This window comes from Amycolatopsis umgeniensis (genome assembly GCF_014205155.1).
Lineage (GTDB): Bacteria > Actinomycetota > Actinomycetes > Mycobacteriales > Pseudonocardiaceae > Amycolatopsis > Amycolatopsis umgeniensis.
This window is the reverse complement of sequence record NZ_JACHMX010000001.1, coordinates 3,815,613-3,838,088: the sequence shown is the minus strand read 5'-3', so window position 1 is coordinate 3,838,088 and position 22,476 is coordinate 3,815,613. Positions and strand designations below refer to the sequence as shown.

The 22,476-nt window shown below is 69.7% G+C and carries 22 protein-coding genes and 1 riboswitch; of the genes, 20 read left to right on the top strand and 2 right to left on the bottom strand.

What is annotated here, in order from left to right; genetic code table 11:
- Positions 1 to 54: 54 nt before the first annotated feature.
- The 5 genes from HDA45_RS17735 (at position 55) to HDA45_RS17715 (ending at position 4,167) form a co-directional block, all read left to right on the top strand.
- Entirely contained in the window at positions 55 to 1,281 is a 1,227-nt protein-coding gene (locus tag HDA45_RS17735) for a M14 family metallopeptidase (RefSeq protein WP_184905743.1), read from the top strand.
- Between the two features lie 103 nt (positions 1,282 to 1,384).
- On the top strand, positions 1,385 to 1,906 hold the full coding sequence (locus HDA45_RS17730) for a gamma carbonic anhydrase family protein (protein ID WP_184896727.1): 522 nt from the start codon (positions 1,385 to 1,387) through the stop codon (positions 1,904 to 1,906).
- Positions 1,907 to 1,940: 34 nt separating this feature from the next.
- On the top strand, positions 1,941 to 2,372 hold the full coding sequence (locus HDA45_RS17725; RefSeq protein ID WP_184896725.1) for an uL11 family ribosomal protein: 432 nt from the start codon (positions 1,941 to 1,943) through the stop codon (positions 2,370 to 2,372).
- Positions 2,369 to 2,788, top strand: coding sequence for a CGNR zinc finger domain-containing protein (locus HDA45_RS17720; RefSeq protein ID WP_184896723.1), 420 nt, complete (start codon positions 2,369 to 2,371; stop codon positions 2,786 to 2,788). The genes HDA45_RS17725 and HDA45_RS17720 overlap by 4 nt, the downstream gene beginning before the upstream one ends.
- Before the next feature lie 5 nt (positions 2,789 to 2,793).
- Positions 2,794 to 2,877, top strand: a riboswitch (ZMP/ZTP riboswitch).
- A gap of 21 nt (positions 2,878 to 2,898) precedes the next feature.
- Positions 2,899 to 4,167 carry a serine hydroxymethyltransferase gene (locus HDA45_RS17715; protein WP_184896721.1) on the top strand — a complete coding sequence of 423 codons (1,269 nt, stop codon included), beginning with the start codon at positions 2,899 to 2,901 and terminating at the stop codon, positions 4,165 to 4,167.
- Positions 4,168 to 4,335: 168 nt separating this feature from the next.
- Here HDA45_RS17715 and HDA45_RS17710 read toward each other — a convergent pair whose 3' ends face one another.
- Entirely contained in the window at positions 4,336 to 4,851 is a 516-nt protein-coding gene (locus HDA45_RS17710) for an inorganic diphosphatase (protein ID WP_020632071.1), read from the bottom strand.
- A 151-nt stretch (positions 4,852 to 5,002) separates the two neighbouring features.
- Here HDA45_RS17710 and dacB point away from each other — a divergent pair, with 151 nt between their 5' ends.
- The 13 genes from dacB (at position 5,003) to folK (ending at position 18,404) form a co-directional block, all read left to right on the top strand.
- Positions 5,003 to 7,111 carry a D-alanyl-D-alanine carboxypeptidase/D-alanyl-D-alanine endopeptidase gene (gene dacB / locus HDA45_RS17705; RefSeq protein WP_221471165.1) on the top strand — a complete coding sequence of 703 codons (2,109 nt, stop codon included), beginning with the start codon at positions 5,003 to 5,005 and terminating at the stop codon, positions 7,109 to 7,111.
- Between the two features lie 109 nt (positions 7,112 to 7,220).
- Positions 7,221 to 8,249 carry a zinc-dependent metalloprotease gene (locus HDA45_RS17700; protein ID WP_184905741.1) on the top strand — a complete coding sequence of 343 codons (1,029 nt, stop codon included), beginning with the start codon at positions 7,221 to 7,223 and terminating at the stop codon, positions 8,247 to 8,249.
- On the top strand, positions 8,246 to 9,220 hold the full coding sequence (gene tilS, locus HDA45_RS17695; RefSeq protein ID WP_184896717.1) for a tRNA lysidine(34) synthetase TilS: 975 nt from the start codon (positions 8,246 to 8,248) through the stop codon (positions 9,218 to 9,220). The genes HDA45_RS17700 and tilS overlap by 4 nt, the downstream gene beginning before the upstream one ends.
- A 13-nt stretch (positions 9,221 to 9,233) precedes the next feature.
- Positions 9,234 to 9,797 (top strand): hypoxanthine phosphoribosyltransferase, encoded by a 564-nt coding sequence (gene hpt / locus HDA45_RS17690; RefSeq protein WP_093933323.1) that lies wholly within the window; start codon positions 9,234 to 9,236, stop codon positions 9,795 to 9,797.
- Between the two features lie 144 nt (positions 9,798 to 9,941).
- Positions 9,942 to 10,307, top strand: a complete 366-nt coding sequence (locus tag HDA45_RS17685) for a hypothetical protein (RefSeq protein WP_184896715.1) — start codon at positions 9,942 to 9,944, stop codon at positions 10,305 to 10,307.
- 17 nt (positions 10,308 to 10,324) lie between these two features.
- Entirely contained in the window at positions 10,325 to 11,704 is a 1,380-nt protein-coding gene (locus tag HDA45_RS17680; RefSeq protein ID WP_184896713.1) for a WXG100 family type VII secretion target, read from the top strand.
- Positions 11,705 to 11,769: 65 nt separating this feature from the next.
- Positions 11,770 to 12,564: an ESX secretion-associated protein EspG gene (locus HDA45_RS17675; protein ID WP_184896711.1), complete on the top strand. Its 795-nt coding sequence runs from the start codon at positions 11,770 to 11,772 to the stop codon at positions 12,562 to 12,564.
- 122 nt (positions 12,565 to 12,686) lie between these two features.
- Entirely contained in the window at positions 12,687 to 13,520 is an 834-nt protein-coding gene (locus HDA45_RS17670; protein ID WP_184896709.1) for an ESX secretion-associated protein EspG, read from the top strand.
- 201 nt (positions 13,521 to 13,721) lie between these two features.
- Positions 13,722 to 16,139, top strand: coding sequence for an ATP-dependent zinc metalloprotease FtsH (gene ftsH / locus HDA45_RS17665; protein WP_184896707.1), 2,418 nt, complete (start codon positions 13,722 to 13,724; stop codon positions 16,137 to 16,139).
- Entirely contained in the window at positions 16,105 to 16,722 is a 618-nt protein-coding gene (folE, locus tag HDA45_RS17660) for a GTP cyclohydrolase I FolE (protein ID WP_184896705.1), read from the top strand. Before ftsH ends, folE begins: the two co-directional genes overlap by 35 nt.
- Positions 16,719 to 17,561, top strand: coding sequence for a dihydropteroate synthase (folP, locus tag HDA45_RS17655; RefSeq protein WP_184896703.1), 843 nt, complete (start codon positions 16,719 to 16,721; stop codon positions 17,559 to 17,561). Before folE ends, folP begins: the two co-directional genes overlap by 4 nt.
- Positions 17,554 to 17,913, top strand: a complete 360-nt coding sequence (gene folB, locus HDA45_RS17650; protein WP_184896701.1) for a dihydroneopterin aldolase — start codon at positions 17,554 to 17,556, stop codon at positions 17,911 to 17,913. The genes folP and folB overlap by 8 nt, the downstream gene beginning before the upstream one ends.
- Positions 17,910 to 18,404 (top strand): 2-amino-4-hydroxy-6-hydroxymethyldihydropteridine diphosphokinase, encoded by a 495-nt coding sequence (gene folK / locus HDA45_RS17645; protein WP_184896699.1) that lies wholly within the window; start codon positions 17,910 to 17,912, stop codon positions 18,402 to 18,404. The genes folB and folK overlap by 4 nt, the downstream gene beginning before the upstream one ends.
- Before the next feature lie 323 nt (positions 18,405 to 18,727).
- Here the strand turns inward: folK and HDA45_RS17640 are convergent, their stop codons facing one another.
- The gene (locus HDA45_RS17640; protein ID WP_184896695.1) at positions 18,728 to 19,669 is read right to left on the bottom strand and encodes a MerR family transcriptional regulator; all 942 of its coding nucleotides are present in this window, start codon (positions 19,667 to 19,669) and stop codon (positions 18,728 to 18,730) included.
- 60 nt (positions 19,670 to 19,729) lie between these two features.
- Between HDA45_RS17640 and HDA45_RS17635 the strand changes: the two genes are divergently transcribed.
- Complete coding sequence (locus HDA45_RS17635; RefSeq protein ID WP_184896693.1) at positions 19,730 to 20,191, top strand: DUF3180 domain-containing protein; 462 nt, start codon at positions 19,730 to 19,732, stop codon at positions 20,189 to 20,191.
- A gap of 69 nt (positions 20,192 to 20,260) precedes the next feature.
- Entirely contained in the window at positions 20,261 to 22,270 is a 2,010-nt protein-coding gene (locus tag HDA45_RS17630; protein ID WP_184896691.1) for a DUF6779 domain-containing protein, read from the top strand.
- The last annotated feature ends 206 nt before the right edge of the window (positions 22,271 to 22,476 follow it).

Below are 22,476 nucleotides of genomic sequence, written 5' to 3'. Positions count from 1 at the left end.
GGTTCCCTTCCCTTGCCTGAGAGCTAGGAGACGACGATGCGCATAAGACGGTGCATGGCCGTGGCGATCGCGGCCGTCGCTGCGTTCACCATCCCGGTCGCCGCGAGTCCGGCGACCGCCGACCAGCAGGCCGAAGACGCGCAGGTCCAGATCTACGAGGTCTTCGGTACCGGCACCTCACAGCAGCGCACCCAGATCTCACGGCTGGGCGTCGACGTCCTCGGCTCTGCGGGCGGTACGACCACCTTCATCGGTGAGGCGCGCGACGCGGCGAAGGTCCGCTCGCTCGGCTTCCGCGTCGAGCAGCGCGGCGTCGTCGACAGGTCGGAGAAGGTCGGCACGAACGCGATCAACGACTTCCCGCCGTCGGACTCCGGCTTCCACAACTACGCCGAGGTCACCACGGAACTGCGCAACGCCCAGGCGAACTACGGGTCGATCGCGCGGCTGAGCAGCGTCGGCAACTCGTACCAGAACCGCGCGCTGAACATGCTCAAGATCAGCGACAACGTCGGGACCGACGAGAACGAGCCCGAAGTCCTCTTCACCTGCAACCAGCACGCGCGCGAGCACCTCACCACCGAGATGTGCCTGCGGATCGTGAACCGGTTCACCCAGGGCTACGCCTCCGACCCGGCGATCAAGCGCTTCGTCGACAGCACCGAGATCTACGTGATCCCGAACGTCAACCCGGACGGTTCGGAGTACGACATCTCCGGCGGCAGCTACAAGTACTGGCGCAAGAACCGCCAGGGCAACGGCACCGACCCCAACCGCAACTGGGGCTACAACTGGGGCTGCTGCGGCGGTTCGTCGGGCTCGACGTCCAGCGAGACCTACCGCGGTCCCTCGGCGTTCTCCGCCCCGGAGACCAGGGCGGTGTCCAACTTCGTGAACTCGCGCAAGATCGGCGGCGTCCAGCAGATCAAGGCGAGTATCGACTTCCACACCTATTCGGAGCTCGTCCTGTGGCCGTTCGGCTTCACGTACAACGACACCGCGCCGGGTATGACGGCGGCCGAGGCGCAGCGTTTCCAGACGCTGGGCAGGCAGCTGGCGGCGACCAACGGCTACACGCCGCAGCAGTCGAGCGACCTGTACATCACGGACGGGACGATCGACGACTGGATGTGGGGCACCCACAAGATCCTGAGCTTCACCTTCGAGATGTACCCGCGGGGTTCCAACCCCGGCTTCTACCCGCCCGACGAGGTGATCGTCCGGGAGACCACGCGTAACGACAAGGCCGTGGACCTCCTGCTGAACACCGCCATCGGCTGACAGCGAGCGTTTGCGCGTGAAGGCCCCCTTCCCTCGGCCGTGGTTTGAGTGACCAGCCGAGGGAAGGGGGCCTTCACGCGCTCGGGCGCATAGGGTGCGGGGCATGCCGATGTTCGAATTCGAGGGGCAGCGTCCCCAGGTGGATCCCGAAGCGTGGATCGCCCCCACCGCCACCCTGATCGGCGACGTCGTCGTCGAAAAGGGCGCTTCCGTCTGGTACGGCGCCGTGCTGCGCGCCGACTTCGGGCGGATCCTCATCCGCGAGGGCGCCAACATCCAGGACAACTCGGTCATCCACGTCAACGGCGGCGTGACCGAGGTCGGCAAGAACGTCACCGTCGGGCACCAGTGCCTCGTGCACGACTGCACGATCGGCGAGCAGGCGTTGATCGGGAACGGCTCCACCGTGCTCGACAAGGCGCAGATCGGTGCGAAGGCCCTGGTCGCGGCCGGTGCCACGGTGACGCCCGGGATGGTCATCCCGCCGGAGACGGTCGCCATGGGCAGCCCGGCGAAGAAGCACGTCCCGCTCGACGGCGCCGCCCGTGGCTGGGTCGAGCACAACGCGGCGATCTACCAGGAGCTGGCGCGCAGGCACGCGGAAAGCGTCAAGCCGATCGATTGACTCTCCAGTAACTGGAGACCTTAGCTTCGGGTGCATGGCACCGAAGACCAGGAAGAAGACGCACCAGGCGACGCTCGAGTTGACCGCCGGCGACGCGCCGGTGGTCGACCTCGGGAAGACGCTGGGCCAGACCGGCGTGAACCTCGTCGAGGTCAAGAAGACCTACGACGCGGCGACGGCCGCGCACCGCGGCGAGATCATCCCGGTGGTCGTGTCGGTGTTCGAAGACCGCTCCTTCGAACTCCGGCTGAAGACCCCGCCCACGTCTTTCCTCATCAAGAAAGCCTTGGGCGGCAAGGGATCCGGCCGTCCCGGACATGAGGTCGCCGGGAAGCTCACCCAGGATCAGCTGCGCGGGATCGCCGAGCGGAAACTGCCGGATCTCAACACCGGGGACCTCGGCGCGGCCATGCGCACGATCGCGGGCACGGCCCGCTCGATGGGTGTCGCGATCGAAGAACCGTGACCCGCAAGCATGTGATCGTCCCGCCTTTCCGTGATCTCGACCCGGCGCTCGAGATCGCGGAAAGGCTGCTGGCACAAGGGAATCCGTGGCTCGCCGGGGTCGTTTCGGCGTTGCCCGACGAGCACGCCGCCGCCGATCGGCTCAACCGGATCCTGGCGGGCAACGGCGCGGCGCCACGGCTCGTCGAGGCGGGAAACGGTTGGCGTGTAGTACTTGTGACGCCGTGGCCGGGATGCGGCGACCTGGTCGCGGGCGCCTCCGGGCTGGCGGAACTGGTCGCGTTCGGCGGCTGGCGGCGGATCAAGCGCTGCGCCGTCTGCGCGGAGGCGTTCTGTGATCGGACGGCCGGCTGCAGCCGCCGTTGGTGTGCCGGACATCGCCCGCATGCCGATTCCCGCCCCGGCGGAGTGCACTAGGCTCTGAGGGCACCAGCGACTGGCGCATTTGAGGTGGAGCACCACCGGGAAGCGAATTCAGGCCGGCACCGCGCGCCTGGGTGAAGGCCACTCCTGAGCCGGAGTACGCCATGACACACCAGCCAGAACTGTCCGCGCTCGCCGCCGCGGACCCGCAGATCGCCGGGCTCGTCGAGGACGAGGCGAAGCGTCAGCACGACAAGATCCGCCTGATCGCGTCCGAGAACTACGTCTCCCAGGCCGTCCTGGAGGCGACGGGCACCGTCCTCACCAACAAGTACTCCGAGGGCTACGCCGGCAAGCGGTACTACGAGGGCCAGCAGCTCGTCGACCAGGTCGAGAACCTCGCCATCGAGCGCGCGAAGGCCGTCTTCGGCGCCGACCACGCCAACGTCCAGCCGTACTCCGGTTCCCCGGCGAACCTGGCGGTGTACCTCGCGTTCGCGAAGCCCGGCGACACCGTGCTCGGCATGGCGCTGCCGGACGGCGGTCACCTCACGCACGGCTGGAGCGTTTCCGCGACCGGCAAGTGGTTCACCCCGGTGCGCTACGGCGTCCGCAAGGAGACCGGCCGCGTCGACCTCGACCAGGTGCGTGAACTCGCGCTGCAGCACCGGCCGAAGCTGATCTTCGCGGGCGGCACCGCGATCCCGCGCACCATCGACTTCCCGGCGTTCGCGGAAATCGCCCGCGAGGTCGACGCCGTCCTGGTCGCCGACATCGCGCATATCGCCGGTCTCGTCGCGGGTGGCGCGCATCCGTCGCCGGTCGGGCACGCGCAGGTCATCACCACGACCACGCACAAGACGCTGCGCGGCCCGCGCGGCGCGATGATCCTTTCCGACGCCGACCACGCGAAGGCCGTCGACAAGGCGGTGTTCCCCGGCTTGCAGGGCGGCCCGCACAACCACACGACCGCCGCGATCGCCGTCGCGCTGGGCGAGGCCCAGAAGCCGGAGTTCCGCGACTACGCGCACGCCATCGTCGCCAACGCCCGCGCGCTCGCGGAGGCGCTGGTGGAACGCGGGTACGACCTCGTGTCCGGCGGTACCGACAACCACCTGCTGCTGATCGACCTGACCGGCAAGAACGTGCCGGGCAAGCCCGCCGCGCAGGCGCTGGACCGGGCCGGGATCGAGCTGAACTACAACACCGTGCCGTTCGACCCGCGCAAGCCGTTCGACCCGTCCGGTATCCGGCTCGGCACCTCCGCGATCACCACCCGCGGGCTCGAGCCGGAGCACCAGGTCAAGGTGGCGGAGTGGATCGATCGCACGATCACCGCCGCGGCTGCCGAGGAGGAGTCCGCCCTGGACACGATCGCCGCCGAGATCCGCGAGTTCCTGGCGCCGTTCCCGATCCCGGGTTACCGCGCCTAGCCGAGTACAGGTGACCGAGCTGGTACTTCGCGTGATCGGGTGGACGGCACGTGTGATCAGACGGACGACACGCGTGACTGGACGGACGACTCGCGGCCCCGCATAAGACGAAGCAAAGGGGCCCTTCACCGCATGACATGCGGTGAAGGGCCCCTTCAGCCCTGCGAGCTAGTGAGAAGGACCGTCGACGGCTTCCTTCGCCAGCCGATCGGTCTCACGCTCGTACGAACGCTTGATCTCGGCCTCGGCGTCGGTGCGCCCGACCCAGGTCGAACCCTCGACGCTCTTGCCCGGCTCCAGATCCTTGTACACCTCGAAGAAGTGCTGGATCTCGAGCTTGTGGAACTCGTTCAGGTGGTGGATGTCGCGCAGGTGCTCGAGGCGCGGGTCGTTCGTCGGGACCGCGAGGACCTTGTCGTCCGGGCCTTTCTCGTCGGTCATTCGGAACATGCCGATCGCGCGGCAGCGGATCAGGCAACCCGGGAAGGTCGGCTCCTGGACGAGCACCAGCACGTCGAGCGGGTCGCCGTCCTGGCCGAGGGTGTCGTCGATGAACCCGTAGTCGGCGGGGTACTGGGTGGCGGTGAACAGGGTCCGGTCGAGCTTGATCCGACCGGTCTTGTGGTCCACCTCGTACTTGTTGCGCTCCCCCTTGGGGATTTCGATAGTGACGTCGAATTCCACGCCGGCCTCGCTGCTCTCGTCTTTGGTACGCCCCGCCTCGCGGACGGCTCACCGAAATCATCGTCTTGTCTTCACTAGTGTGGACCACGGGGGCTCGGGCGGTCGCATCGATGTGGTCGTATGTGAGCTTGGCCCCTTCCCCGGACGGTGGATGAAGGAGCGTTACGTGCCGGAAAACGATGACCCGAGGTGGCCGTCGGACGACAAGGACACCTCATCCGGCGAGCCCAAGGGCGCCAAAGGGGGCGGTGAGGCCACCGTCTGGCTGCCCATGTCGGGTCTGGCGAACGGCAAGACCGAAGAGCTGGCAGTGCCGAAGGTCACACCCGAAAGTGATTCGTGGTTCTCGCCGGTCGTAGAGGTCGAGGAAGAACCGGACGTCCCGGAGACTCCGACACCGCAGTGGTCTGCTTTCGCACCGGTGACGCCTGTCGAGCCGGAGGAGCCCGAGGCGCCGAAGACGGTCTTCGTGCAGCCCGTTCAGCCTCGGCAGACGGAAGAGCCGGACTGGGACCAGTTCGACCGCGGCGCCGCCACCCCGACGCGGGAACACGAGCTCGCGAGACCAGAGCCTCTGCCTCAAGAACCCCAGCGCCAAGAACCCCAGCGCCAAGAACCTCAGCGCCAAGAACCTCAGCGCCAAGAACTCCCGATCCAGGAGCCGCCGCGCCGTCCCGAGCAGAGCCGGGTCGAGCCACCGCCTCCCGCGCAGGTCCCGTCCGCGACCATGCACGCGCGCCCGGTCCGCATCGAGCCCGCCGAAGAGCACTTCGATTCCGAAGCCACTGTCGGGATCCAGCAGCTCGAGTCGCCGTCCGAAGAACCCCCGGCCGTCGAGACGGCTTCCGCGCCGAAGCCGAAGAAGCGCAAGCGCAAGGTCCTGCTGATCACGTCCCTGGTCGTCGTGCTCCTGCTCGCCGGGATGGGCGCCGCCGCCGCGACACCGAAGGTGTCGAACCGGCTCGGCCTGCCCTGGGCGCCGAACGCGCCGAAGGGCGACATCCCCAAACCCGCCGGTGTCACCCGGGTCCTGCACGGGCCGGACATCAACGGCGTCGCGCCGACGAAAGCGGGTCTCGCCGCCGCGCTGGCGGGCCCCGCCGGAGCCGCCGACCTCGGCACGCTCACCGGCACCGTCGTGGACGCCGCGACCGGCGACGTCCTCTGGGACAAGAACTCCACCACCCCGCTGACCCCGGCGTCGACCACGAAGATCCTCGTCGTCGCGGCCGCTTTGCTGTCGCTGGACCACGGGACGCAGATCTCGACGAAGATCGTCCAGGGCGCCGACCCGGGCACGGTCATCCTCGTCGCGGGCGGCGATCCCTCGCTGACTTCGCTGCCGCTGGGCACGGACTCGCCGCTGTACCCGGGCGCCGCCCACGTCGACGATCTCGTCGCCCAGGTCAAGAAGGCGAGCGGCGGCAAGATCTCCAAGGTCCAGCTGGACGTCAGCCTGTTCAAGGGACCGACGTCGGCGAAGGGCTGGGACCCGGAGGACACCGTCGCCGGGAACACCTACATGGCCCCGGTCGTCCCCGTGATGGCCGACGGCGGCCGCAACGACCCGAAGAGCGACCACGCGCCCCGCATCGCCAATCCCGCGACCGCGCTGACCCAGAAGATCGCGGGGAAGCTCGAAGCCCAATCGGGCGGGACGACGACGGCGCCGAAGGACGCGAAGGTGCTCGGCGAGGTCAAGTCGCAACCGCTGGCGGAGTTCGCCAACTCGCTGCTGCAGCTTTCCGACAACATGCTCGCCGACGTCCTCGCCCGCCAGATCGCGCTCGCCAAGGGCGCCGAGCCGTCGTTCGCTGGCGGCGCGGCCGCGACGCTGGACGTGCTCAAACAGGCCGGTTTCGATCTCACCGGCGTCCAGATCAACGACGGCAGCGGCTTGTCCGACCAGAACAAGATCCCGGCCAAGGTGCTCAGCGAGATCCTCGCGGTCGCGGCGGCGCCGGACGGCAAGGATCCGAGGACGGCCAAACTGCGGCCGCTGCTGGCGGGTCTTCCCGTCGCGGGTGGCAGCGGGACGCTGGAGAAGCGCTACGGCGATCCCGCTTCGGCGGCGGGCCGTGGCTGGGTGCGCGGCAAGACCGGGACGCTGTCCGGGGTGAACACCCTGGCGGGCGTGGTGCTCGACACCGACGGCCGCATGCTGGTGTTCGCGCTGATGTCGTCCGGTTCGGACCAGAACAAGGGCCGGGCCGCGCTCGACGTCGTCGCGGCGACCCTGCACAAGTGCGGCTGCCGCTGATTCCGGTGAGCGACCGGAATCGGAGCGTGAGGAAGTCGAGGCGGAATTCGGTCTTCCAGCGGGTAGCGTCATGAGAGTGACTGAGGAAACGCCGACCAAGACGCGTTCGATGGTCGACTGGTCCCTGGCCGCCTCGACGGGCGCTCTCCTGGTGCGCGGCGGTCCGGTCGTCGACCGCGAAGAGGCCGATGAAGCCGTCGCCGAGCTACGCGAACTGACCATCGAGGCCGAGGGGCACGTCCGGGAGCTGACCGGACTCGGCCTCGACCTGCCGCTGCTGCCCGCCGAAGTCGTCGACAGGCCCGGCTGGGTCCGCTCGGCCGCCGCGGGGCTCGACGCGCTCACCGGCCGCGCGCTGCCGGAGGCCCAAGGCGGCCCGCTGGCGCCCGTGCTGGCCGGTGGCGCCGGTGTCCAGACCGGTCTGGTGCTCGCGTTCCTGGCCTCCCGCGTACTCGGCCAGTACGACCCGTTCGGCGGGCCGGAACGCCGTGGCCGGCTGGTGCTCGTCGCGCCGAACGTGGTCGCCGCCCAGCGCGCGATGGACGTGCCGGGCCACGACTTCCGGCTGTGGGTCTGCCTGCACGAATGCACCCACCGGCTGCAGTTCACCGCGGTCACCTGGCTGCGCGACTATTTCGCCGACGAGGTCGAGCGCCTGATCGGCGGGCTCGCCGGCCGCGACGCGGACGGGCTGAGCGATCTGGTCGGCCGTCTGCCGGACACCATCAAGCAGATCGGCAAGGGCAAGGCGACCGGCGCCGGACTCGCCGAACTCCTGCAGTCCCCGAGCGAACGAGCGGTGTTCGACAGGCTGCTCGCGCTCTCCACCCTGCTGGAGGGGCACGCCGATTTCGTGATGGACGCCGTCGGGCCGCAGGTGGTGCCGAGCGTCGAACTGATCCGGTCGCGGTTCACCGCCCGGCGCAAGGGCGGCGGGCTGATCGACCGTGTGCTGCGCGGCCTGCTCGGTGTGGACGCGAAGATGCGCCAGTACGAACAGGGCGCGAAGTTCACCAAACACGTCGTCGGAGCCGTCGGCATGGACGGCTTCAACGCGGTGTGGACGTCGCCGAACACGTTGCCGACCAGGGCCGAGATCACCGATCCGGCGGCCTGGGTGCGGCGCCTGCACGGGTGAGCGGGCCGGATCCGGCGATCGCGGCCGTGCGGACGGCCGTGCGGGAGTTCCTGACGTCGGCGGGTGCCGCCGGAGAGGTGTGCGTCGCCGTTTCCGGTGGCGCCGATTCGCTCGCGCTCGCGGAAGCGGCCGCGTTCACCGGCACCCGCGCGGGGCTGAAGGTGCGGGCGCTCGTCGTCGATCACGGGCTCCAGGACGGTTCCGCCGAGATCGCGGCGAAGGCCGCCGAAACCGCCCGGGAACTGGGCGTCGACACCGCCGAGGTCTTCAAGGTGACGGTCGAGGGCGCGGGCGGACCGGAAGCGGCGGCCCGCCGGGCCCGCTACGGCGCCTTGCGTTCGGCACTTCCCGGCGGGCACGGTCTCGTCCTCCTCGGCCACACCCTCGACGACCAGGCCGAAACCGTCCTGCTCGGCCTCGGCCGAGGCTCGGGGCCGCGTTCGCTGGCCGGGATGCGGCCGCTCGACCCGCCGTGGGGACGGCCGCTGCTCGGCGTCACCCGCGCCACCACCCGGCGGGCGTGCCGGGCGCTCGGCGTCGACCCCTGGCAGGACCCGCACAACGAGGATCCGCGGTTCACCCGTGTCCGATTGCGAACGGAAGTAGTGCCCCTTCTGGAGGATGTTCTGTCCGGCGGTGTCGCGGCCTCGCTCGCCCGCACGGCGGCGCAACTGCGCGAGGACACCGAGGCGTTGGACACACTCGCGGGTGAGGTCTACTTGCGCGCCTTCACCGACGAAGGGCTCGACGTCGCGGTGCTCGCCACCGAGCCGCCCGCGCTGCGGCGACGTGTCCTCCGCAGGTGGCTGTTGGACTCCGGGGTCCGCGAACTCACCGACGCCCATCTCCGTTCGGTCGACGCGCTGGTGGGCAATTGGCGGGGCCAAGGGGGCGTTTGGCTACCCGGCGACTTGGTGGCCGCACGGGCGCATGGCAGGCTCTCCGTCGAAGCACCCCAGTCCACCACCTAGAGGGGATCGTCCTGTGTACGAAGGCGAGATCGCCTCCGTGCTCGTCACCGAGCAGCAGATCAACGACAAGATCGCCGAGCTGGCCGCGAAGGTCGCCGCGGACTACCCGGCCGACGGCCCCGGCTCGGGGCAGGGAGACCTCCTGCTCGTCGGGGTGCTCAAGGGCGCGGTGATGTTCATGACCGACTTCGCCAGGGCACTCCCTCTTCCCTCGCAGCTCGAGTTCATGGCGGTCTCCTCCTACGGCTCGGCGACCTCGTCGTCCGGCGTGGTGCGGATCCTCAAGGACCTCGATCGCGACATCGCCGGCCGCGACGTGCTCATCGTCGAGGACATCGTCGACTCCGGGCTCACGCTGTCCTGGTTGCTGAAGAACCTCGCCAGCCGCAACCCGGCCTCGCTCGAGGTCGTCTCGCTCCTGCGCAAGCCGGAAGCGGTCAAGGTCGATGTACCGGTCAAGTACATCGGGTTCGACATTCCGAACGAATTCGTAGTCGGATACGGCCTGGACTACGCGGAGCGTTACCGGGACCTGCCCTACATCGGCACCCTGGATCCGCACGTTTACACGTCCTGAGAACCGCTTGCCCGCATCGGCGGAAATGCGGAACCCTGAGCGCGGTGAACGCGTCATAGGCTGCGATCAAGTGCGTTAACCTATGCGAAGACCTTCGTCACGAATCCGTCGTGACCTGGCCCGGGGGAAACGGAGAGAGCTCAGATGGGGAACAGCAGCTTGGCGGACGCGAACGCGTTCAAGAACGCCGCGGCCCAGGGCCAGGTCGGGATCGACCCGGACGCGGCCCAGACCGCACTGAACAAGATCCGGACCGGCAAGGACGCCGTCGAGGCGCTGCTCCACCGCGCCGGCGACCTCGGGCAGGCGCCGAAGCTGGGCAACAACCCGGTCGGCAACGCCATCGCCGCGAAGGTCGCGAACCGCGCCGACGGCGGAGGGGACTCGTACGCCGCCGCGCTCCAGAACCTGTACCAGCAGTACGAGGCGGCCGAGTCCGGAATCGTGACCGCGATGGCCCGCTACCACGAGATCGACCAGGCCGCGGCCGAGCCGTTCCGGAACGTCTGAGGGGGAGTCAGAAAGCCATGCCACCGAAGCACAGTGCCGACTCTTTCGGCGAGAACACCAGCAGCACCCCGGTCCAGCTCGGCGACAACTCGCAGGCCGCGGGCATCGTCTCGTCCGCCCGCGGGCGTTCGGACGGCTTCGAGATCGGCGCCGACCGCGCCATCACGAACCCGCCGAACTGGGAGAGCGCCCCGACCAGCCAGGAGCTGTGGGACCAGGCGAACGTCGGCAACGACCCCAGCACCGCGACGTCGATCAGCCAGTCGTGGACCTCGCACGGTTCCAAGCTGAGCCAGGCGTCGAACGACCTCTACAACGCGATCTCCGAACTGGGCGCCGCCTGGATCGGACAGGGCGCGGCGAGCGCGCAGGGTTCGCTGGTCGCCATCGCGAACTCGGGCTCGCAGGCCTCCGAGGCCGCGCACTCGATGTCGGACAGGCTGCAGAAGCAGGCGGACGCGGCCACCAAGGTCAAGCTGATGCCGAAGCCGACCAACTACACCCCCGAAGGTGCGTTGGGCGCGGCTCTCGCCGCGGGCCCGGTCGGCATGATCACCGACCAGAAGCCCCTCGCCGACCAGGACAAGGAAGTGCGGGCGGAGCAGGCCAGGTTCCTCGAGGCCTACACCAAGGAGATGAGCGAGGTCGACGGCTCGACCCCGAGCTTCGGCCCCGAATCCCTCGGCATGAAGCCGACCGCGACGCACAACAGCGCGTCGTTCAGCGGTGTCGGCAACGTCGGCGGTGGCGGCCTCAACTCGGGCGCCGTCTCCGGCACGCCCGTCCTCGCCGGCACGCACGGCTACGGCGGCGCGCAGGGCGGCTCGCCCGCGGCGGCCGTCCACGGCGGTCCGGACTCGGGTGTGTTCTCGCAGGCCGGATACAACCCCGCAGCCGGGAACCTGCCGGCCTCGGGTGTCGCGCCCGGCCCTGGTGCCGGGATGGCCTCCGGCGCCGGTGCCCCGATGGCACCGCACGCCCCGGCGAGCGGCGGCAGCGGACTCGGCCAGGCGCTCACCGCGGCCGGTCTCGGCGGCGGTCTCGGCTACGCCGGTGCCAAGGCGCTCGGGCAGGGCAACAAGTCCGGCGCGAAGGACACCGACAGCACCGACGCGGCGGCCACCGACAAGGCGCCCGCGCAGAGCGCCGCGTCCCAGGCCGTGCCGCAGCAGGGCATCGTGTCCTCCAGCGGCACCATCGGTGGCGGTGCCACCCCGCCGATGCAGGGAATGGGCGGCGGTATGGGCATGGGCGCCCACGGCGCGCAGGCCGAGCAGGAAGAGGAGCACACGCACGCGTCGTTCCTCATCGAGCCGGACCCGGACGACGCCTTCGGCGCCAACGAGGCGACCCCGCCGCCGGTCATCGGTGCCTGGACCGAAGACGACGATCGCTAGAGCGGTTTTCACCGGGCGCGCGGCCGAACCGGCCGCGCGCCCGCTGACTTGTTTGGGGGCCTTGGATGGCGAACGGTGAACTGCTCACCGCGGTCGAGCTGGACTTCCTGTGGGAGAGCGCGAACGCCGGAGAACTGCCGTACCCGCTGCGGCTCCGTTCGCACGGGGCGACCGTGGACGAACGCGGCGCCCTGCGGAAGCAGACGCTCCAGTCGCTGAACCAGCGTCGTCTCGCCGACGAGCGAGGGCGTCCCGAACCCCACATAGAAGACTATTTCGGCGCCCTCGCGAGGCCGGACCTGAGCCTGGACTGCGTCCAGCTCAACAACCCCAACACCGAACCGCTGCTCGCGGTCGCGTCACTGCTCGGCGGCCAAGGCCTCCTGACGGTGCAGGACCAGCGCGGATTCCACTTCCACCCCATCGCCCCGGACGGCCTCGCGAGCGCCATCGTCTCGCTGCTGCCGCCGGGCACGCGCGGCACGGAGAAGTCGATCACCCTCCCGCTGGACGGCCTCGTCGGCGCTTCGGGGGCGGACTTCCTCCAGCGCCGCCAGCCGCAGGTCGACGGCTCGGCGACGTCCGACGAGGACCGCAAGGCACTCTCGCGGCTCCAGGCACAGCCGCGGCTGCGCGGTGGCCAGTTCGGCGGCAACGCGCGAAGCAGGCACGGCACGCGGAGCCGGTCTTCGGTGCTGAGCTGGTTCGACACGCAGTCCGGCCGGTACTTCACCCAGGCCACCCGCGGCTCCGACGGCCGGGACTGGATCACCATCGCGCCCGCGGATCCGGCGACGCTGCGGCAGCGGCTCACCGAACTGCTGGGGAAGATCGCGGCGGAATCGTCTGTCGCGCGCTGAGCTTCCCGTTCGCGCCGGACCACTATCCGCATCCGGCCGACGACTGTCGTACCCCTTCGCTATCGTGAACCCCCTGGGCGTCCCGAGGCCCAGGAGCCGAGGTGCCGGGAGGGCACGGAGCAATGCACCAGGAACACTTCACGCCGATGGCGTTCGACTTCCTCTGGGAGTCCGCCGAACTCGGTGACCTGCCTTATCCGCTGCGCGTGCGTTCGCACGGCGCGACAGAGGCCGAGCGCCGGGCGCTGCGCAACCGTGTCGACGTCGAACTCCAGGCCCGCGGCATCCGCGACGGCCGGGGGAGGCTCGAGTCGAAGATCGAGGACTGGCTGTACCTCCTCGCCCGCGGCTCGCTGACCATCGACGCGCTGCACATCCCCGAGTTCCAGGCCCCGACGATCGCCGTGCTCGGCGCCACAGACGGCCGCGACGGCGTGCTCGCGATCCAGGACCAGTCCGGTATCTGGCTGCGCGAGGCCCCCGCCGACGGGCTCCCGACAGCGGTCGTCGACGTGCTCCCGCCGGGGCAGCGCGGCTCCGAGGCGTCCGTCACGCTGCCGATCGACGACGCCCGCCGCACCCAGCCGATCCGTGCCGCGGTCAACCCGACGAAGCAGGCCGAAGAGACCGAAGCGGCGAAGGCCCGGCGTAAGGACAAGTCCCGCGTCTCACTCAGTGAACGCGTCACCGCGGATCCGCGCGAGGCTTTCGGCAAGCTCACCGGCCAGCCCCGGCTGCGCGGCGGTCAGCTCGCAGCGAACAGCCGGTCCCATGTGGGCGCCAAGCAGCGGTCGCGGGTCCTCGGCTGGTTCGACACCGTCAGCGGGCGCTACCTCAGCACGTCACAGGCCGGTCCGGACGGACGCGAATGGGTCACCGTCTCGCCGGCGGACGTCAAGACACTCCGCATGAGACTGGGTGAAATGGCCGCGGGTGTGGCGGTCGACACACGCTAGGGTGACGGGCTCGTTCACGCTCCGGGAACCCTCGCGAGGCGTCCGCCGTTGACGTCCGAGAGGCTCACCACCCTCGTCCGTCCAGGCGGGCGGTATCCTGAGGGGCGGGTGTCGGAGCACCATGGGTCGTCAAGATCGTGATGGCGGGTATCACAGGAGCCGCCCAACCAGGAAGGGTCGAGGCCACCAGGGCCGAGTCGTATGAACCGGAAGAGCGTGCTCAGGAACCCAGTGCTCTGGATTCTCGCGGCGGTACTGGCGTTTCTCGCCTACAACACGATCTTCGACAGTGATCGTGGCTACACCCAGGTGCCGATCTCGATCGCGAACCAGCAGATCACCGCGAACAACGTCAAGGAAGCCTCGCAAGAGGACAAGGAGCAGCAGATCAAGCTGCTGCTGAACAAGAAGATCGAGGTCGAAGGCCAGCAGGTCGACCAGATCATCGCGCAGTACCCGGCGAACGTCGCGGGCACCATCTACGGCCAGCTCATCGGCCTCAAGAGCGGTGACAACCCGGTCAAGTTCACCACCAAGGTCACCCAGCAGAACGTCCTCACCCAGATCCTGATCTTCGCCATTCCGTTGGCGCTGGTACTGGGCCTGCTGATGTGGATGATGAACAACGCGCAGGGCGGCGGGAACCGCGTCCTCAACTTCGGCAAGTCGAAGGCCAAACAGCTCAACAAGGACATGCCCAAGACGACCTTCGGGGACGTCGCGGGCGCCGACGAGGCCGTCGAAGAGCTGTACGAGATCAAGGACTTCCTGCAGAACCCGGCGCGCTACCAGGCACTCGGCGCGAAGATCCCGAAGGGCGTGCTGCTCTACGGGCCGCCCGGTACCGGTAAGACGCTGCTCGCGCGAGCCGTCGCCGGCGAGGCGGGCGTGCCGTTCTACACGATCTCCGGTTCCGACTTCGTCGAGATGTTCGTCGGTGTCGGCGCCTCGCGAGTCCGCGACCTGTTCGAGCAGGCCAAGCAGAACGCGCCTTGCATCATCTTCGTCGACGAGATCGACGCGGTCGGCCGCCAGCGCGGCGCCGGCCTCGGCGGTGGCCACGACGAACGTGAGCAGACGCTGAACCAGCTCCTCGTCGAGATGGACGGCTTCGACGCGCGCGGCGGCATCATCCTGATCGCCGCGACCAACCGTCCCGACATCCTCGACCCGGCGCTCCTGCGTCCCGGCCGGTTCGACCGCCAGATCCCGGTGTCCGCGCCGGACATGCGCGGCCGCAAGGCGATCCTCGAGGTGCACGCCAAGGGCAAGCCGATCGCGCAGGGCACCGACCTGAGCAGCCTCGCCAAGCGGACCGTCGGCATGTCCGGCGCCGACCTGGCGAACGTGCTCAACGAGGCCGCGCTGCTCACCGCCCGCCAGAACGGGCACGTGATCACCGACGCCGCGCTGGAGGAGTCCGTCGACCGCGTCGTCGGCGGCCCCGCCCGCAAGAGCCGGATCATCTCCGAGAAGGAGAAGAAGATCACGGCCTACCACGAGGGCGGGCACGCGCTCGCCGCGTGGGCGATGCCGGACATCGAACCGGTCTACAAGCTGACGATCCTGCCGCGCGGGCGCACCGGCGGTCACGCCCTGCTCGTCCCGGAGGACGACAAGGAGTTGATGACCCGTTCGGAGATGATCGGGCGCCTGGTCTTCGCGATGGGCGGCCGGACGGCGGAGGAGCTCGTCTTCCACGAGCCCACCACCGGTGCCTCCTCCGACATCGAGCAGGCGACCAAGATCGCCCGCGCGATGGTCACCGAATACGGCATGAGCGCCCGGCTCGGCGCCGTCAAGTACGGCCAGGAACAGGGCGACCCGTTCCTCGGCCGCTCGGCGGGCCGCCAGGCGGACTACTCGCTCGAGGTCGCGCACGAGATCGACGAGGAGGTGCGCAAGCTCATCGAGACCGCGCACACCGAGGCGTGGCACGTGCTGAGCACCTACCGTGACGTGCTGGACGAGCTGGTCATCGAGCTCCTCGAGAAGGAGACGCTGACCCGCAAGGATCTCGAGCGGATCTTCGCGACCGTCGAGAAGCGCCCGCACATCACCATCTTCAACGAGTTCGGCGACCGGAAGCCGTCCGACAAGCCGCCGATCAAGACCCCCGGCGAGCTGGCGATGGAACGCGGCGAGCCGTGGCCCCCGCCGGAGGAGAAGAAGGAACAGCCGGTGCTGCAGCCGGCGCCGACCCCGGTCGGCACCGCACAGGGTGGCGGCGACCTTCCCGGCGGCCCGCCGTACGCGGCCCCGGTGCCTCCGCCGGACCCGAACGCGAACCCCTACGCTCCGCCGCAGCCGGGCGCGTACCCCAACGGTGGCCGCCCGAACGGTGGGCCGAACGGCACCGGCCACTGGCCCCAGGCATATGGTGGGCAGCAGCCGGGCGGTCCGGCAGGCGGTTACCAGGGTGGGCCCGTTGGCGGCCCGCCGAACTACGGGGCTCCTCCCGGATGGACCCCGGCGACACAGCCGGGAGGCCAGCCGAACCAGCCCTGGCGTCCCGCCGAAGACCGTCCGCGCGACACCTGGTTCGGCGGCGAGCCGGGTCCGCAGGACGAAGGACAGCAACGGCGTGAATCCGACGGACAGGACGACACCAAGCGTTAACGGCGAAAGCCCGGTCTTCGACCAAGAGCGGGCCGAGAAAGCCGTACGCGAACTCCTGCTCGCCTGTGGTGAGGACCCGGACCGGGACGGTCTCTTGGAGACCCCGGCCCGGGTCGCTCGCGCTTACCGGGAAATGTTCGCCGGTCTCTACACCGAGCCGGACCACGTGCTGGACCGCACGTTCGACGAGGCGCACGAAGAACTCGTCCTGGTGACCGACATCCCGATGTTTTCAACCTGTGAACACCACCTGTTGTCCTTCCACGGCGTCGCTCACATCGGGTACATCCCCAACGAGCACGGCAAGGTCACCGGCCTGTCCAAACTGGCTCGCCTCGTCGACCTCTACGCCAAACGCCCGCAGGTCCAGGAACGCCTCACCTCCCAGGTCGCCGACGCGCTCATGCGCAAACTCGAGCCCCGCGGCGCGATCGTCGTGGTCGAGGCCGAGCACCTTTGCATGGCCATGCGCGGCATCCGCAAGCCCGGTGCCCGGACGACGACGTCGGCCGTACGCGGTCTGCTGCAGTCTTCGGCGTCCTCGCGAGCGGAGGCGCTGGACCTCATCAAGGGCCGTCGATGAACGCCCTGCCCCGGCCCGGCCGCTGCGCGGTGATGGGCATTCTCAACGTCACTCCCGATTCCTTCTCTGATGGCGGCCGCTACCTCGGGGTCGAGCAGGCGCTGGAGCACGCGCACGAGATGTGGGCGCGCGGCGCGGATCTGATCGACGTCGGCGGCGAGTCGACCCGTCCCGGAGCGTCCCGAGTGGACGCCGAGACCGAGATTTCCCGGATCATGCCGGTGATCCGCACCCTCGCGGCCGACGGTGTCGCGATGTCCGTGGACACCACGCGGGCCGAGGTCGCCCTCGCCGCCATCGAGGCGGGCGCGTCCGTCATCAACGACGTCTCCGGCGGGCTGGCCGATCCGAACATGGCGAAGGTCGCCGCCGAGACCGGGGTCCCGTGGGTGCTGATGCACTGGCGCGGGCACAGCAAGGACATGAACGCGCTGGCGTCCTATGAGGACGTCGTCGCGGACGTGCGCGCCGAATTGCTGTCCCGAGTGGACGAAGCGGTCGCCGCGGGGGTCGACCAGAGTGCGATCGTGCTCGACCCCGGGCTCGGGTTCGCGAAGGACGCCGAACACGACTGGGCGTTGTTGAACGGCCTGGATTCCTTCCTGTCACTGGGTTTCCCGGTTCTCGTCGGCGCCTCGCGCAAACGGTTCCTCGGGCGCCTCTTGTCCGGAAAGGACGGAAAACCCGCCCCGCCGGACGGCCGGGAGAACGCGACCGCGGCCGTGTCCGCGCTCGCCGCGGCGGCCGGTGCGTGGGGTGTGCGGGTGCACGAGGTCGGCGCGACCATCGACGCCGTGACCGTCGCGGCGGCTTGGCGGAAGGGGAGTCCCGTTGTCTGACCGGATCACGTTGACCGGCTTGAGGGTCTTCGGCAGGCATGGGGTCTTCGACCACGAGAAGCGCGACGGGCAGGAGTTCGTCGTCGACATCGTGGTGTGGCTGGACCTCGGCCCGGCCGCCGCGTCCGACGACCTCACCAAGACGCTGCACTACGGCGAGCTGGCCGAGCTCGCCGCCGGGATCGTGGCGGGTGAGCCGTACGACCTCATCGAGAGTGTCGCCGGGAAGATCGCCGACGAGGTCCTGCTCGACGAGCGGCTGACCGCCGTCGAGGTGACGGTGCACAAACCTTCCGCGCCGATCCCGCTGAACTTCGACGACGTCGCCGTCACGGTGCGGCGGGAGCGATGAGCCGCGCGCTGCTCTCGCTCGGTTCGAATCTGGGGGACCGGCTCGCGTTCCTGCAGTCGGCCGTGGACGTGGTGCGGCCCGCGGTGGTCGCGGTTTCGTCGGTTTACGAGACGAAGGCGTGGGGTGTCGAGGACCAGCCGGACTTCCTCAACGCGCTCGTCCTGGTCGACGACCCGGCGCGTGACCATTGGGACTGGCTGCGCACCGGGCAGGCGGCCGAGCGGGTCGCCGAGCGCGTGCGCGAAGTCCGCTGGGGGCCGCGCACGCTGGATGTCGACATCGTGACCGTGGACGGGGTGCGCTCCGACGACCCCCAGTTGCTGCTCCCTCATCCCGGCACGCCGGAGCGCGCGAGCGTGCTGATCCCCTGGCTGGAGATCGAGCCCGACGCGGTGCTCCCCGGCCACGGTCCCGTCGCCGCCCTCCTCGCCGCCCGCCCCACCTCGGACGTCGATTCGGTGCGTCTCACTTCCCTGCGTTTAGTCCTCTAAATGCGGTCCTGCGCGTCTTGTCACGCGTGTCGTCCATCCAGTCACGCGTGTCGTCCGTCTGATCACGCGCGCCGTCCACTTACTCACCATGGCCCGGCATCCTGGCCACCTGCGGTCCCGAGGGTCACGCCAGGCATCGAGGTGTCGCGAAAGCCACTTTCGCGACGTCTGATGTCCCGAAAGTGGCTTTCGTGACACGCCTGCTGGGCATCACGGACCGAACCCGCGCCACCCCGGGCAATTAGTCCTCTGGATGCGGTCGTGCGTGGTGCGAACTACCGCATCCAGAGGACTAAACGCGGGGCGATAGCAAAGGTCCCTTGCTACCCCAGCGCGGAGCGCAGGGCGGCGATGATCCATTCGGCCTGCGGCATCTGCGAGGGGAACGGCGGCCAGCCGTTCATCTGCCCCAGCAGCATCCAGTACCGCTCCGCCTGCGGATCGGTACTGACCGCCATCCCGTCGGTCAGCCGCTTCCGCCAGGCCGGGTCGGCCGGATCCCGCCCGTTCCGCGAAGACTCCGCGAAGATCGTCTCCGCCAGTTCCCGGCCCTCGGCCGAGTCCGGCGCGAGGCCGGCTTCGAGCGCTTCGGACGCCTTCGCGCTCCACGCCATCCACAGCTCTTGCTGCTGCGAGCCGAAGTCCGCCCCGTCCTGCTTGCGGAGCTTCGAGTGCCACTCGCTCATCCGGCGGATCGACGCGCGGAACTCGTCGTCCTGCACGAGTTCGGCGAATTCGATCCACGCCTCCAGCTGCTCGGGCGTCGGGTCGTCGGGCAGTTCCGGTTTCGCCGAGCGCATCCGCTCGTAGAACTGCGGATCCAGTTCGAGCCCGTCGACCATGTCCGCCCAGAACTCGTCGAGCAGGCGTTTGCGGTCTTCGTCCGACATCGACGCGAGTTTGTTCATCAGTTCGACCTCCTCCAGTGGTGAGTCCCGTTTGGCCACCGCTCGCAGGACCGCGCGGCGCAGTTCCAGCCGCCGGATCTGCTCGTCCAGGGCCGCGACGTGCTGGACCGCGAGGTCCCCGATGGTCGCTTCCCTGGTCAGCGCCCGCTCCACGTCCGCGAGACCCAGCCCGAGTTCCCGCAGCGTCCGGACCAGCTCCAGGCGCGCCATCGCGGTGGCGTCGTAGAGGCGGTAGCCGGAGCCGGTGCGGTCGGTCGGTGGCAGGAGCCCTTCGTCGGAGTAGAAGCGGATGGTCTTCACCGGCAGGCCGGTCCGTTTGGCCAGCTCCCCGATGGTGAAAACCGCTGCGGTGCCCATATGCTTCATCGTCGACTCTCCAGTTGGTGGAGAGTCAAGCCTGCCAGGTAGCGTTGGACCATGCACTTCACCCGGCCACGCGAGCTGGCGGTGGCCGGCCTCCTGGGGTTGGTCCTGGCCTATCTGCTCTTCCAGGTCGCCTACGGATCCATCCCCGCGCTCCCGCTTTTCGCCGGGATCACGCTGCTCGTCCTCTCGCTCTGCGAGACCGTGCTCGCCTTCATCGTCCGTTCGCGGATCAAGGAGGGCCGGGTGCTGTCCGCGATCTCCGTCGCCCGATCGGTGGCGCTCGCCAAGGCCTCGTCACTCGCCGGATCCGTCATGACGGGGGTATGGCTGGCGGCTTTCGCGTATCTTTTTCCGCGACGTGACGAACTCCTCGCGGCGAGCGGTGATCTCCGCTCGGCGACGGTCGGGATCGTCAGCTCGGTGGCGCTGGTAGCTGCGGCTTTGTGGCTGGAACACTGCTGCCGGACCCCCGAGGGCGGTGATCGGGACCCCGATCCGGAGCCGACCGGTTAACGCTCGAGACCCACCGCTCGAAGTACCGACTAGGTCTCGTTCGGATTACTAGAAGGTACGGTGTTGGGCATGACCGGGGTGGGTGACGACTCGCGCGGCCGCCTTGCGGGTAGGCCGTGGCTTGTCGTCGGCTTGGTTCTCGCCGTCGGCGCGACTCTCGCATTGGTGCTTTCCGACGACCTCCGCTTCTTGCGGCTGGGGATCGTCGCGGCGCTGTGGGCCGCCTTGATCGGCGCGTTCCTGGCGGTCCGCTACCGCAAGCATGTGTCCCACAGCGAAGACGCCGTCGCCGAGGCACAGGCCGTCTACGAGCTGGAGCTGGAACGCGAGATCGCCGCCCGTCGTGAGTTCGAGCTGGAGATGGAAGCGGAGAACCGGCAAGCCGCCGACAGCCGCTCCCAGGACGAACTCGAGGCGCTCAGAGCCGAGGTGAGCGCTCTGCGTGAGAGCCTCCAATCGCTCTTCGGCGGTGGCGAGGTCCTCCTCGAACGTGTCGCGCTCACCGCGCAGGCCACCCGGATGCGGTCCCTCGACAACAAACAGCTGATGAGCGCGGGGTCCGAGAACGGCAACGGCAAACCCCAGCTGATGGCGGCCAAGAGCACCACGATCGACGTCGACGAGCGGGAAAACGGGCGGGAACGCCCGACCGAGATGATCGACCGCGTCCTCGAACCCGCGTCCGCGCGGGCCGGTGCCCCGCCCGCGGCCCGCCGTAAACCGGCGAACGGCCAGGTCAACGGCACCAACGGGTACGGCCAGAGCAATCAGGTCCAGCGGCCGAAGCCGGTCGACGAGTCGACTCGCCGCAGCATGCGCAAGGCGGACGCCCGCGCTTCGAAGGCGGCCGAGGCGCTCGCCGCCGAAGCCGCCCGCCGCGAGCGGCTCGAAATGTCCAACCCCGGGATGTCGCCCGCCGAGGTCTCCCGTCCGATGCCGAGGGTCGACGACCGGCGCAAGACCCCGCCGCCGGTGACCCCGGCCGAGGTGTCCCGCCCGTCCATGCCGGGTACCTCGCGCGCCGAGGTCTCGCAGCCGTCGATGCCCACCGTCGCCCGGCAGCCCCAGCGTCCGGAACCGCAGCGTCCGGAGCCCCAGCGCGCCGAACCGCCGCGTCGCCCGCAGCAGCCTTCGCTGCAGCAGCGCCTCGACGCCGGCACCGTGCAGCGGCCGCCCGCGCCGCGGCCGGAGGAGCAGACCCGCAAGCAGACGCCGCCGGTGAAGCCTGCCGCGCAGGCGAAGCCGGTCAAGAAGGTCGAGCCGGATCGCCCCCGGCCGAACCGTGAGCTCGGCCTGACCCGGCCCGGGATGAAGCCGGTCGAACGGTCCCGCGGCGGCACGCCGCCGCCCACGAACAAGCCCGCCGCCGAGCCGATGGAGGCCACCGGCGAGTGGAAGCCGTCGTGGACGCAGGAGCGCCCGGTGTCCGATCTGAGCGCGGCGTTCCCGCGCAAGGACGACTTCCAGGACCGCCTGCGGCCCGCGCCGCCGTCGAAGCCCCAGCAGTCGGCTTCCTTGCCGCGCCCCGAACCGCGTCCCGAGCCTCGCCGCGACCCGGAGCCTCCGACCCCGCTGTCGATCCCGGTCGTTTCCGAGCCTCCTCGTCGTGCCGAGCCCGCCCGGCCGCCGGAGCCCGAACCGGTGCGCCGTCCGGCCGCCGAGGCGCCGTCGCGGCACAGCCCGCCCGTCGAGGAGCCGCCCGCGGTGAACCCGACGCTGCCCGAAGAGGTCCGCATGACGCAGAACGGGAGCGGCGGACGCCGTCGCCGGGCCGCGGAGGACTCCTCGGTCTCGCTCACCCCCGCCCCCAACGTCCCGGAGCCGACCGGCGGCGGCCGTCGTCGCCGTCCGGACGGCGAGCCCCCGGCCTGGCAGGGCACCGAGTCTTCGGGTGGCCGTCACGGCGGCAGGCGGGCGAAGCCGGAAGAAGAGGCGCCGTCCCGCAACGGGGCTTCGCACAGCCGTCCGGAGACGCCCCCCGCCGGCTCCCACGCCTCCGGCCGATCGGTGATGGACCTGCTCGCGGCCAACGGCGCGAACGAGTCCACCCCGCGGCGCAGGCGGCGTGCCGAGGACTGAGCCGCGTCCGATCCGGTGAACCCGCGACCGCAATCGACGTCGGCAGGGCGCTCGTTGGTCGATTCAGTCGCCTTTTCGAGGCTGGGCGCCCTACCACCGCGATGGCGGGGCCTTCGGCCGGGCGGGTTCACACCTGTGGCCGGTACTGTCTCGGACTTCGGCTCCACGTCCCGCTTCTGTTCCGTACCGACGGTAGGGTGACCGCC

What these genes read in the sequence shown, in the direction of transcription:
- HDA45_RS17735 (WP_184905743.1), top strand. Translation starts at nt 55, where the DNA reads ATGGCCGTGGCGATCGCGGCCGTCGCTGCGTTCACCATCCCGGTCGCC.
- HDA45_RS17730 (WP_184896727.1), top strand. Translation starts at nt 1,385, where the DNA reads ATGCCGATGTTCGAATTCGAGGGGCAGCGTCCCCAGGTGGATCCCGAA.
- HDA45_RS17725 (WP_184896725.1), top strand. Translation starts at nt 1,941, where the DNA reads ATGGCACCGAAGACCAGGAAGAAGACGCACCAGGCGACGCTCGAGTTG.
- HDA45_RS17715 (WP_184896721.1), top strand. Translation starts at nt 2,899, where the DNA reads ATGACACACCAGCCAGAACTGTCCGCGCTCGCCGCCGCGGACCCGCAG.
- dacB (WP_221471165.1), top strand. Translation starts at nt 5,003, where the DNA reads ATGAAGGAGCGTTACGTGCCGGAAAACGATGACCCGAGGTGGCCGTCG.
- HDA45_RS17700 (WP_184905741.1), top strand. Translation starts at nt 7,221, where the DNA reads ATGGTCGACTGGTCCCTGGCCGCCTCGACGGGCGCTCTCCTGGTGCGC.
- HDA45_RS17685 (WP_184896715.1), top strand. Translation starts at nt 9,942, where the DNA reads ATGGGGAACAGCAGCTTGGCGGACGCGAACGCGTTCAAGAACGCCGCG.
- HDA45_RS17680 (WP_184896713.1), top strand. Translation starts at nt 10,325, where the DNA reads ATGCCACCGAAGCACAGTGCCGACTCTTTCGGCGAGAACACCAGCAGC.
- HDA45_RS17675 (WP_184896711.1), top strand. Translation starts at nt 11,770, where the DNA reads ATGGCGAACGGTGAACTGCTCACCGCGGTCGAGCTGGACTTCCTGTGG.
- HDA45_RS17670 (WP_184896709.1), top strand. Translation starts at nt 12,687, where the DNA reads ATGCACCAGGAACACTTCACGCCGATGGCGTTCGACTTCCTCTGGGAG.
- ftsH (WP_184896707.1), top strand. Translation starts at nt 13,722, where the DNA reads ATGAACCGGAAGAGCGTGCTCAGGAACCCAGTGCTCTGGATTCTCGCG.
- folP (WP_184896703.1), top strand. Translation starts at nt 16,719, where the DNA reads ATGAACGCCCTGCCCCGGCCCGGCCGCTGCGCGGTGATGGGCATTCTC.
- folK (WP_184896699.1), top strand. Translation starts at nt 17,910, where the DNA reads ATGAGCCGCGCGCTGCTCTCGCTCGGTTCGAATCTGGGGGACCGGCTC.
- HDA45_RS17640 (WP_184896695.1), bottom strand. Translation starts at nt 19,669, where the DNA reads ATGGGCACCGCAGCGGTTTTCACCATCGGGGAGCTGGCCAAACGGACC.
- HDA45_RS17635 (WP_184896693.1), top strand. Translation starts at nt 19,730, where the DNA reads ATGCACTTCACCCGGCCACGCGAGCTGGCGGTGGCCGGCCTCCTGGGG.
- HDA45_RS17630 (WP_184896691.1), top strand. Translation starts at nt 20,261, where the DNA reads ATGACCGGGGTGGGTGACGACTCGCGCGGCCGCCTTGCGGGTAGGCCG.